Origin of the sequence: Phormidium sp. CCY1219, assembly GCF_035615515.1 — a bacterium.
Classification (GTDB): Bacteria; Cyanobacteriota; Cyanobacteriia; order Cyanobacteriales; family Laspinemataceae; genus CCY1219.
In genome coordinates, this window is sequence record NZ_JAJENT010000874.1 from 11,896 (window position 1) to 24,302 (window position 12,407).

The following is a 12,407-nucleotide window of genomic DNA, read 5'->3' on the forward strand; positions in this document are numbered from 1 at the left end:
ACAGGCCAACATGAATCATATCACGCCGGGTAACATTCCTTAAAAATTAATTAATCAATCCCCACAGATTTCTTTATTCTCTTCTCGGCAGATCCCTCCTGCCCCTCCCCTGTCTCTTTCGCCCCAGGCGCGCACCCCCACTCCCACCCCCGCTTTCGCACAACACACTTCGTCTCTTTTGTCAACCTTTTCTTCTACCCAATTCCTCCCCTCTCTCTCGGATCCATTCCGGTTGACCTAGGATTCCGATTGCAGATTGCTAACCCTAGCCAAGGTCGATGGCGGATGGGGGTGGCATTTGTCCTGCTTCTCTAGGCAATGGCGATCGGGTTTGGCGTAAAATACCATAAAAGGTTAATTTTATCAAGCCGATTGATTAAGCGGGGGATGGAAATCTCGCCTATACAAATGGCGGGGAATGGAAATCGTGCCGAGGCATAGCCAAAGTAGACATTAATTCGAGCGGGCGATTGAAATCGCGCCTATACAGGTAAATTCCGCCTACGCGGACTATTTTGAGGCTTGAGATTGATAAGGTGCGAGCAAGATACTGGCAAACCATGAAGTATTTCTCGCATTATTTAGAAGCCAAATAATCATCCCACAATTGCCGGAAAGCCGCTTCTAAATTGCCGACAAAACCTGGCAGATTAAATAACGGTAATTGGTCGCGCTTTGTGGTAAGATGATGGCGGTAGTATGCCAGCAATTGCGGATTATTGGCCACATCAATAGCCCGCTGTTCGTAATAGTCGCTGGTATTACAAATTAAGGAATTTAATTCAGCAGCAGCGCAGATACTCGCCCCCATGCGCGAGGCGTTGGTATTCCCGGCGCGGGTCAAAACGGGGCATCCCGCCCACAAGGCACTAATTGCAGTAGAACCGGCATTGTAGATAAAAGTATCTAAGAACAAATCTGCCAATCGATAGCGGGCTAAATATTCAGAATTGGGGAGTTTTTCGGCGAAAATCAATCGTTTTGCCTCCACTCCGCGCTGGTGGGCTTCCCGTCGCAAATTCGCCATCACGGTTTCGCTACCCTGAGTTAACCACAACACGGAATTCGGGACTTTTTGCAAAATTCGCATCCAGACATCAAACAAGTCTGGGGTAATTTTATAATGAGAATTGAAGCAACAAAATACAAACCCCTCTTCGGGCAGGCCAAATTGCGATCGCGTCATGGGGCGATCGCAAATTTCCATCGGCGAGGAAAAGAAAGCGTGAGGCAAATAAACAATCTCTTCAGTGTAGGATTGGGCAATTTCTGGGGTAATCAACCAAGAATCAGCGATCGCATATTGAATGAAATCCGCACCCATCGTATCCGGATACCCCAAAAACTGCGCCTGAATCGGGGCGGGTTGCAGCGCCAACACTTCCATCGCATTACCAATTGTCCTTCCCGCTAAATCGATAAGAATGTGAATGCGATCGCCATTAATCTGACGCGCCGCATCTTCGGGTTTCATCCCAGAAATATCCACAAAGCGATCGCATCCAGCGCGAATCGTCTCGGTAATCTCATCCGCATAATCGAGGGTAGAATAAGCATACACCTCAAACTGGGTGCGATCGCGATCGCGGAACATATCTTTCACGATTTTACCCACCGCATATTCCCGAAAATCCGGCGAAATATAACCAATTCGCAATCTCTCCGACGCGCTATTCGGATAGGAAAAATCAAGAGATTGTTTGCTTTGCGCCATTTTTTCGGCAATTTGCCTCGCATAGCGTTGTGCGAATTGCCGATGCAACTGCAAAGGAACCGGAAAATTACTCACGGCGAGGGGACTCGGAGAATATTCCGTTTCTCCTCGCAGATACTGTTCCAGGGATTCGATAAAACTACAAACGCAGCGTTCGTACTCTTCCCAATCGCAAAGTTTTAAGCGCAAGTAATTGATGTGACCCACAATATTATAATTCGCCGCATCCAGTTCCCGAACTTTGCGATAAAACAGTAATGCTACATCCACATTCCCTTCATATTCAGCAATTTCGCCCAGATTATAATAAGCTTCCGGGCAAGGTGAAAGTGCCAAAACTTGCTGATACAAAGAAATTGCCTTATTGCGATTTCCCTGTTGCTTGTATATACCGCCTAAATTTAACAGCGCCGGAACGTATTTCGGCTGCAGTTCCAACGCCCGAGTTAAGCCAATTTTTGCCCGTTCTAAATCCCCTTGCACTTGCCAAATACTAGCTAAATTCGCTTGTGCTTGGGCAAAATTACGGTTGTATTCCAGGGCTTTTTCGTAGCATTGGGCGGCTTCTACAAGGTTGTTTTGCTGTTGCAAAATTGTCCCTAAGTTATTGTAAGCACCCCAAAAATCCGGTTGCAAGCGAATGGCTTCGCGCAAACACTTTGCAGCGGCTTGAATGTCTCCGATCGCTTTGAGAGATTGACTCAAATAAAACTGCAATTCACCCGTTTCTGGGTTGAGTTGGATGGCGCGACGAAAAGCAGGAATCGCTTCGGAATGTCGGTTTAGTTTTTGCAGGGATTTGCCGAAGTTGGTAAGGGCGATCGCATTGTCGGATTCGAGGTTTAAAACTTGTCGATAGAGAGAAATCGCTGCTTCGTATTGCTGCTGTTTCTGGTAAGTGATAGCGGTATTGAGAATTTGCCCCATATCCGGTTTTGCAGCAGGGTTGGGTTGCGCGGAATATACCAGCGGGCGATCGCAAATTTTTACCCATCCATACTGCGTTAAACTGCGATCGCAATCGGCATTTTCTACAATATCGCTCAATATCAAAACCCGAAAATTGAGGCGCTCGCAAAACTCTTCCACCCCCATCGCCTGCAATTGCGCCTGAGTCATAACCACCACATCCCAAGTTTCGCGAATGCAGTGGAGTTGTGTGGGGGAAATCAACTGAATTTGTTCCCTGACTTCGCAGCGATCGTAAAGCGAATCGATGGGGGTATTTCCATCTTGCAGCAAGTGAACCTGCAATCGCGGTAAATCTACCGCATCGCAGATAATTTTCGCATCCACGCCACGCCAAAATAACCCCCGCAGAGTAGGCGTAACTCGGTGCATTTCTTGCAGGTATTGGTAAATCGATATCCGCTGATGTAACTCTTCACTGGGCCATCGGCGATCGCTGGGTTTCGTCAAATAAATACTGCGCTTTTCGGCTTCAATTTGATAAATCGCATCCAGCGGTTTGCCATCGAGATAATCCATCACCCGCCAGACATTTTGTTCCGGGCGATGATTGCGCCAAAAGGCTTCATACCCCTGGCGGGCTATTTCTCTCGCCGCCTCTGGCTGATTTAAGAAATACCGAATTTTTTCCCCTAATTCCTCTACATTGGCGTAAGTGACCAAATGCTTTCCATCGGCAAATAATAACTCTAACCCCGCTTGCGGACTAATTTTATCCGTCAGCAAAAATCCGCCACTGGCGATTACTTCAAAACTCCGCAAATTCAAATCTCCATTTAAGCTGACGTTGAGATTAATCAGAGAGTCGGCATAGATTTCGGCGGCTTTTTCGTGGGAAGTCTGCTGCTGATTCAGCGGAAAGTTATGCTGGCGAATCCAGTTTAATACATAACGGCGATAAGGGTGAAATTTTCCGGCTTGTCCCACAAATGACAAGGGATATTTGTAGGAAGTGCGGGGGGATTGGGGACGCGGGTAAATATGAACCACGGGCATCCAGAAGAGATTGGCAAAGCCGGCTTCTTGGAAATAATGCGCGTGGTGGCGATCGCGACTGAATAAATAGAAATCAAAGGATTCAGCCGCAGCATAATCGAGTAAGCGGGTAATTGGGTTATTTAAGTGGTGGGTATCCGCACAAAATAAAATTTTCGGACAGTCGATCGCCTGTAGGTTTTGCGGAAGCACTCGTTGAGTCGCGTCAGCTTTGACGATGACTAAATCCGGTTTTTGGGAAGTAGGAATCTGCTGGATAATTTCGGTGGCGTCAAATTGCCCTACCGGGGTTTTCATGGTGCGAAAGCGATCGCCTTCTATAATGGTTTCGCAGTCTGGGCTACAAAAAATCTCGTTCTGCGAGAATAAAATGGGCCGATAGAAGCTGCGCGAGCCTTGAAAAAATAACAGCACGTTTAAAGTGGGAAAAGACGCGCCGCCCATTGCAGTTTTTTGAGTGGATGCAGATTGCCCCAGGAGATTTTCTGCGGATACAATTCCCCCGCGATCGCCTTTTTTTTCTACCGCTATGGGAGTAGGTTCTGGCACAATATCGCGCCAAATTACCTCCCTATCCCCGGGGTGAAATGCGATCGGTTTTTGACTGGGAAAATCCGTTTTTTTTTCCCGGTTTGCTTCCGGGGTGATGGAACTGCGAGAGGGGCGATCGCTGGTGGGTTCTGATGTGCTACTTTCCAGCGGTTCTAAGGTAATCAACTGCTCGATTTCTTGGGTTTGAAATCCCAACGCCATCGGGCGCTTGACTTCGGGCAAAACCCCGATATCATATAACTCGGTTATCGTTCCCTCAATCCGCATCCAATGTACCGTCGCCCCGCTATTCAAATCGATAATTAGCAACCCACAGCGCGCCTCGGCATCTTTCTGCGCCAGTCGTTCGTCTAACAATAATCCGGAAAATGTGCCATCCCCCGATCGCGGTTTGGATAGTCCCACAATCGCGTAATTCTCCCAAAATGCCAATCCCCGCGCATACCCGGGACAAAATGTCACCGATTCGAATTTACCGGTGTCTAAATCTATATAGCCAAATTCTCCCGCGCCAGAGTTCAAAACCCACAATTTGCCGCGATAAAAGCGGGGGGAATGAGGCATGCTCAATCCACTTAGGATAATTTCATCGCTTTCCATATCGATGACAATACCGCCATCGCGCCGTTTGTCTCGCCACCCATCTACTACGTCGGACCGACTGCAGGCGGTGACGTAGCGCGGTTTCCCTTCTACTATTGCTAACCCATTTAGGTGACAGCGATCTTCGTTAATCATTTTGCTGATAAAGGGCGGTTTCCACAACGGTTTGCAACTGTGGCGATCGCTGGTGGTGGCTACACAGTTTAATAGGGTACTGATAAAAATCGGTTGTCCCGCTTCGGTTACGATAACGTCATGCACGTCCAAATCGCCCGTAGTATAGCCTATCCGAGGAACGTACAGTTTGTCATACCCTTGGTACAATTGCCCCGGGGCGAGTACGTTATCTAATTGCAACAATTGATATTTGGAACTTAGATAAAGCCGATCTCGACTACAATACAGTCCCATCGCCCGTTCGAATCGCCGCTGAAAGGCAGAAAATTGCCCGCTTTCGGGATTGACGCCAATCAGGGCTAACCAACCGGTTTGGTAGGTGGTGAATGCTAGACTGATTTGCTGTTGTTGCAACCACGGAATAAATTCGCGATCGCTGGTTAAAAATGGAGTGCTTTGTGGCATTTCACTAACGCTTCTGATAACAATACAAAGGCAGGCGATCGACCTTTTTTTAGGAAGATTTGCCCCTCTGTCTATTTTATGCGATCGACCCCCCGATTCATACAATTTTCGATCGGCAATGGTTTGGCGCTTCTCAAATCACAAGAATTCTCTTTCTCTCGCGATTCAGAACCCCCGCAGCAACATACCACAAAAATCCTGTTTTGTCAATAAATTTGTCAATAAAAAGCGGGCCATTGACATCGCGCCTCCGCTAGCCTTAGCGAAGCCATGCCCGAAGCGAGCTATAGTCCCCCGACGCGGATTCATACGCTCTCACTCCCCCTCACCCGCCCTCACTCATCCTCACTCGTTCACTCGTTCACTCGTTCCCAGGCGACCGCCTGGGAACGCCCCTCCTGAGGCTCCGCCTCCACCCAATCATTACAGATTCAGAACAGTAGATAGACGAGGGGAAGTGCCCTTCGCACCTCCCCTGCTGGATTACTCGACGATGAAGAAGTCCTCCAATCCCAGGGTATTGACATCGACGCCAGTGAGAATCGCGAGCAGCTCATCATTGTAACTGACAAAGCTATCCGTGCCATTACCGGTTATCGACAGTTGCTCGAAAGTGAGGTCAACCAACCCGATTAAGTCAAAGTCATCGGTATAGTCGAGGATGGTATCCGTACCGCGACCTTCGCCGATGACAAAGCGATCGCGATCGCCGCCTCCCGTCACCGTATCGTTACCCAAATCCCCCAGCAACCAATCGCGATCGCCGCCACCAGTGAGGATATCATTATCCTTGCCACCCCACAGCACATCATTGCCATCGCCGCCATCCAGGGAGTCCTCGCCTCGGTTGCCATACATGAAGTCCCCATCAGCGTCACCAGATAGAGTATCGTTCCCTAAATCCCCGAATAATTCATCAATGCCGGTGCCGCCGTTCAGGGTATCGTCATCTTTGCCGCCATGCAGCACATCATCGCCCTCGCCGCCGTTAACCCAGTCCATACCTTGGTTGCCATTGGCGAAGTCATTGCCCGCCTCCCCAACCAAGGTATCGTTGCCGAGGTCGCCGTATAACGCATCGCGGTCATCGCCACCGAGGATATTATCGTCATCCTTGCCCCCGTGAACCAAGTCATCCCCCAGACCTGTTTGGATAGAGTCCATGCCTTGGTTGCCGTGGATGGTATCGTTAGTCTGATTGCCAAACAGGCGATCGTTGCCTTCTAACCCTTGTATAAAGGTACGATCGGCTTCAGCCGTTAGCTCGTCAGCACCATTAGTGCCGATGAGAGTATCCAGAGGAGTGCTTACTAATAGTGAGATACTATTGTCGTTATAATTCGCCACAGCCAAATCCGGGTTGCTATCCCCCCCGAACTCTCCCACGGCGACAAACGCCGCTGCATTGCCCACAGCGTAGGTCGTTTGGCTACCGAAACCGCCCGACCCGTCACCCAGCAGCAGGGAAACTGTATTGCTTAGATAATTTGCTACGGCTAAATCTTGATTGTTATCCCCGTCAAAATCTGCCACGGCGATCGAGTACGGCCCGCTGCCCACGGGGAAGGTGGTTTGGCTGCCGAAACTGCCCGACCCGTCATTGAGCAGCACGGAGACGGTGTTATCGCTATAGTTCGCTACAGCTAAGTCCGGGCGATTATTGCCGTCGAAGTCTCCCGCAGCCACAACATAGGGATCGCTACCCACCGCGTAGCTGGTTTGGCTGCCGAAACTACCCGACCCGTCATTGAGCAGCACGGAAACGGTATTATCGATATAATTCTCCGTTGCCAAATCCGGGGTTCCGTCGCCGTCGAAGTCTGCCACGGCGATCGAGTACGGACCGCCTCCCACGGTATAGCTGGTTTCGCTACCGAAATTGCCCGACCCCTCACCTAGTAGCACTGAGATGCTGTTGTTATAATAGTTCGCCACTGCCAAGTCAGCGTTCCCGTCCCCGTTGAAATCAGCTACGGCGACGGAGTAGGGATCGTTTGCCACGGTGACGGTGGTGGTGGAAAAACTGCCCGACCCGTCATTGAGCAGCACTGAGAGGTCCTTGCTGCCGATGTTCGCCGTCGCTACATCCGGATTGTTGTCCCCGTTGAAGTCTCCTACGGCGATCGAGTACGGCTCGCTGCCCACAGGGAAGGTGGTTTGGTTGCCAAAACCCCCCGCCCCATCCCCCAGCAACACTGACACCGTGTTGTCGGAAGAGTTCGCTACGGCTACGTCGGAGTTCCCGTCTCCGTTGAAGTCTGCCACCGCAGCAACAAGCGGAGAGTCTCCGACACTGAAGGTGGTTTGGGCGGCAAAATTCAGGGTGTGGGGATAGGTGGCGAGGGTGGTGGCGGAAAGGGGTAAGAAGTCGTTTGTCCTTGGTCCTTGGTCTTTTGTCCCATCACCCATGAGCCATTCCCCCTTCCCATGTGCCTGTTCCCACTGGGGAAAAATTTCTTGCAGGTTCCAGGTGCCCCCTGCTTCAGGGTTGCCGGTGGGATGGCGGTTGGCGTAGATAGGGATGGGGAGATATTGGTATAGCTGTTGTAAAAACTCTTGTCCCTCGCAATCGGCGGCGACTTGGCATCCGTAAATGTAAAGTCGGTCAATGGGCCACTGTTGCAGTTGGGTGGCGTAGCGGGTCAGGGTTTCGCGGTTGAGAATGCTGTTGCCCAGGTAAAGGGTGCCGGGAGACCCGTGGGAAATCAGGTGGAGCGTGGTTGGCACCGGGGAATGCCCGGTTTTGAAGAACAGCTCAGCAATCTGCGCGATGCCATCTTCGTGGGGATGGAGGACCACCACTTCACTGTGGGGACGCACTCCGGCGGCGATCGCGTCCCATTGGTTAACCTGGGCGTCAATCACCACCAATTCCCGGGCACCTACGCCCTGGGTCTGTGTCTCGCCTTGCTCTCGGGATTGTATCGGTTGATGCCTTGTGTAATTTAGGATACTCATCTGCAATTCCTCTGCGATCGATTTTGAGTGATTGGGTCAGCTCGATTGTTATTTTTTTAACACGATTAAACAGCCGTTCGAGTATTGTCAACGGTTAACTCTATTTAACTCGGCTACCCGGACATCAACCTCAGTGAACTCCCGTAGATTCTGCTGCGATCGCTAATTGAATTAATGTTGAGAATTGGGATTGACCGCAACCTATGCAAAAACTACACCTCTCGCGCAGAAAGCTTTCCCATTGGGATTGGCAACCCTTTTGGCCCTGGTTTGGGGTCTTCATTGCAATTGCAGTTATACACTTTGATGGGATAAAATCAATCCAGGCAAAGTCAGGAAACGGTAACATTTTTAACCTAATCTTAACGGGTTTGTCATTGGTCATTGGTCGTTGGTCGTTGGTCATTTGTCATTGGTACTTCCACAAATGACAAAGGACTAATGACAAAGAACAAACCCCATGACTCATGGGTCATTGGAGAAATTTGCTCGTTTCCAGGGTTCAGCACGGACCCCCTGCCAGAGCTACTGCCTGTTATCTTCCTTTTCCCATACCACGAATTTACCAATTTGTCAAGTGCTAGAACCTATGAATCTTGCAGATTGCCAATATTAAATAAACTAGGGGAAGTGCGTTTCGCACCTCCCCTACTGGATTACTCGACGATGAAGAAGTCCTCACATGATTGTCATTGCAGCATTTCCTCGACATGAATGCACCACCACCTGCTACGCCAGGTGGTGGTGTTTTGATTGGAAGGGCTTATCCCTCCCCACAGGAGCCACGATCGCCCTGTTCTGGGAACGTTAGCCCAGCAACACCCCCAAGTGGTTTCCGTTATGGGGACTGTAGTGAAACTTTGACCGGGACTGCGACCTGTATGAACCGACTCTCTAGGATTTACAGGATGTTGCTCCATCTCTCAAGAGGCCCTATCTCCGGGTAGCTCGGAATCAGTGTTGCGCCCTTTACCGTACCGGTCGAGATGAAATGATTGTACCACAAACCTGTTGGTGATTCGTCGCTCATCCACTCCACTCACTGCTTTTCAGTGAATAGAGTGGATGAGGCTCCTGCAAACCTCGCCTGAGCATCAACCTGCTACGCGAGAAAAGGAGAGTACGGCGAACCTTATTCAAAATAGAGCGCGATCGAGAATGAAGACCGAAGCGATCGCGCTCTATTCAGAATGGGGTTTAGGCGATCGCGGCCATCTTCACATCACTCTCAGCCAGCAATTCCTGCAACTCTTCCGAATCAACCGTTTCTTTCTCGATCAGCATTTCTGCCAAGCGATCGAGAACTCCACGGTTGCCCACCAGCACTTCTTTGGCGCGGCGATAGGCTTGTTCCACCAAATTGCGGACTTCATCATCGATCGCCGCTGCTGTTTCTTCAGAGAAATCGCGCTCGGCCATGATATCGCGACCGAGGAACATATTGCCTTGCTGACGGCCCAGGGCTACCGGACCGAGGCGATCGCTCATCCCAAAGCGCGTTACCATTTGTCGTGCCACGCGAGCCACCTGTTGCAAATCATTCGACGCACCGGTGGTCACCTCTTCTTCACCGAAGACAATTTCTTCCGCGATCCGACCGCCCAGGGCTACCGCCATCTGATTTTGTAGATAGCATCGGCTGTACAGACCCGAATCCATCCGTTCTTCGCTCGGGGTGAACCAAGTCAGACCGCCAGCACGACCGCGCGGAATGATGCTAATTTTCTGCACCGGGTCGTAATCCGGCATCAGGGCACCCACCAAAGCGTGACCCGCTTCGTGATAGGCCACCAAGCTCTTGCGTTTTTCGCTCATCACCCGGTCTTTTTTCTCCGGACCGGCCAGGACGCGATCGATGGCATCGTTAATTTCATCCATCGAGATTTCGGTCAAATTGCGCCGTGCGGCCAAGATAGCGGCTTCATTGAGCAGGTTGGACAAGTCTGCGCCAGTAAAACCGGGACTGCGACGGGCAATTTTCTCCAGATCCACATCTTTGGCCAAGGTTTTGCCCCGGGCGTGAACCTTGAGAATTTCCAGACGACCGGCATAATCTGGGCGATCGACCACCACTTGGCGATCGAAGCGACCCGGACGCAACAAGGCTTGGTCCAGTACGTCGGGACGGTTAGTGGCAGCAATAATAATGATGCCGGTGTTGCCTTCAAACCCATCCATTTCGGTGAGCAATTGGTTCAGGGTTTGTTCGCGCTCGTCGTTACCGCCGCCCAAACCGGCACCGCGCTGACGACCTACGGCGTCAATTTCATCGATGAATACGATACAGGGGGCGTTGGATTTGGCTTGTTCGAACAAGTCGCGGACGCGAGAGGCACCCACACCGACGAACATTTCCACAAATTCCGAGCCAGAGATGGAGAAGAACGGCACCCCTGCTTCACCGGCTACGGCTTTGGCGAGCAGGGTTTTCCCGGTTCCCGGAGGGCCGACTAACAAGACGCCTTTGGGAATTTTGGCTCCGATGGCGGTGAAGCGATCGGCGTTTTTGAGGAAGTCTACGACTTCGCTCAGTTCCAGTTTCGCTTGTTCGATACCCGCTACATCGCCAAAGGTGACTTGGGTTTGCGGCTCCATTTGCACTCTAGCTTTGGATTTGCCGAAGTTCATGGCTTGCGAACCCGGACCGCTTTGGGCGCGCCGCAGCAAGAAGACTAACCCGACTAATAAGAGGACGGGGAAGAATAGGCTGCTGAGGGCTTTAAACCAGAAGCCATCATCGCTTTGGGGTAAGACGTCGATGTTGACGTTGTTTTCGGTCAGGATGTCGATTAGTTCTGGGTCGTTGGGCAGGTTGACTAGAACTTTTTTGTCTCCTGTGGTGACCAGCGCTTTGCTGCGATCGGCGCTGATGCTGACTTTGGCTACCCGGTTATTTTGAACTTCTTGAATGAACTGACTGTAGCGCCAGGTTTCTTTGTTCTGGGGTTGTTTGTCAAAAAATGCCGTTGCCAATGCGATGACAACGATCGCCAGTAATGCATATAGTCCGGCGTTTCTCCATTTTTTATTCACCGGCATTCCTCCTAGGTTCTGGTTTTGGGGGGATTTGCGCTTTTCTTAGTTGAACTGTTAATTAATGTTAACACTCTTTACCACTGACCGTGCAAGCCGTGGTATAGTTAGAGGCTTCAGATTGGGGAGCATGGAGGAAAACTGGATGGCTCAAACCCTTTCTGGGTCAGGGAAATGGGAAATTTTAACCCGGGCGGGTGGCGGGGAAAAGTTTTCGCAATTTTGCCAGGGCGGGATGATGCGGATCGTAGGTGAGGTGGCTGTTTTGATGCTGGATTTCCCGCAGGGGAATGATTTGGACGACGCTGTTGCTATAGGCGATCGCTTCAAACCCAGCCACTACCTCGGCGGTCCACGGTTGGGCGATCGCAGGGTAATGGTGGGTTTCGAGCCACTGGAAAAGCTGCGATCGCATCACCCCCGGTAAAATTCCCGCCTCCACTGGTGGCGTCCACCAGCGTCCATCCTTCCACCCCCACAGATTGCCGGTGCTGGTCTCGAGCCAATCACCTTTCCCATTTATGAGAATCGCCTCCTGACAGTGCTGCCGTTGCGCCGCTTGCAGCGCTAACCAGCAGCAGAGGTAATTGCCCGTTTTATGGGTGGGGAGCGAGCGGACATACATGCGATCGTCCGCGACCCAGGCTTTAATTCCCATCTCTTGACGATTGGCCAAGTCTTGTGGTATAATGCGTCCCGTAATTAATTCTCTGCCGTCCGGGAAAATTGCAATTCGCAGCACCGACCCGTGCTCCATCATCCTTTCGGCACCCTCTCGCAAGCTCTGCCAGTCTGGCTGAGGCCACTGAAAGTCATCCAGAGAGGTTTTCAGACGCCGACAGTGCCCCGCCCACTGGGTCAGGTGATGGTCTAAGGAATTGTCGTAAACCCGCAGGGTGGTAAATACCGTTGCACCGTAAAGCAAACCGGGTTCGGCGATCGGGAGTTCTAGGGTGGTGGAGTGGTGTAGGTTTCCGTTGTAGAAAAACATTTTCCCAAT

Annotated in this window: 4 protein-coding genes; all 4 read right to left on the reverse strand. The window is 51.0% G+C overall.

The window, feature by feature from the left end:
• Positions 1 to 577: 577 nt before the first annotated feature.
• The 4 genes from LKK83_RS28415 to LKK83_RS28430 all read right to left on the reverse strand — a co-directional run bounded on the left by LKK83_RS28415 (position 578) and on the right by LKK83_RS28430 (position 12,398).
• Positions 578 to 5,416, reverse strand: coding sequence for a TIGR03032 family protein (locus LKK83_RS28415; protein WP_324634827.1), 4,839 nt, complete (start codon positions 5,414 to 5,416; stop codon positions 578 to 580).
• A gap of 483 nt (positions 5,417 to 5,899) precedes the next feature.
• Positions 5,900 to 8,374: an FG-GAP-like repeat-containing protein gene (locus tag LKK83_RS28420; RefSeq protein WP_324634828.1), complete on the reverse strand. Its 2,475-nt coding sequence runs from the start codon at positions 8,372 to 8,374 to the stop codon at positions 5,900 to 5,902.
• A gap of 1,197 nt (positions 8,375 to 9,571) precedes the next feature.
• A complete protein-coding gene (gene ftsH3, locus LKK83_RS28425; protein WP_442957379.1) occupies positions 9,572 to 11,407 on the reverse strand; it encodes an ATP-dependent zinc metalloprotease FtsH3 in 1,836 nt (611 codons plus the stop codon).
• A 184-nt stretch (positions 11,408 to 11,591) separates the two neighbouring features.
• On the reverse strand, positions 11,592 to 12,398 hold the full coding sequence (locus tag LKK83_RS28430) for an aminotransferase class IV (protein ID WP_324634830.1): 807 nt from the start codon (positions 12,396 to 12,398) through the stop codon (positions 11,592 to 11,594).
• Between the last annotated feature and the right edge of the window lie 9 nt (positions 12,399 to 12,407).

Excerpts from the sequence above, each read along its gene's own strand:
- LKK83_RS28415 (WP_324634827.1), bottom strand. The coding sequence starts at position 5,416 with ATGCCACAAAGCACTCCATTTTTAACCAGCGATCGCGAATTTATTCCG.
- LKK83_RS28430 (WP_324634830.1), bottom strand. The coding sequence starts at position 12,398 with ATGTTTTTCTACAACGGAAACCTACACCACTCCACCACCCTAGAACTC.
- LKK83_RS28420 (WP_324634828.1), bottom strand. The coding sequence starts at position 8,374 with ATGAGTATCCTAAATTACACAAGGCATCAACCGATACAATCCCGAGAG.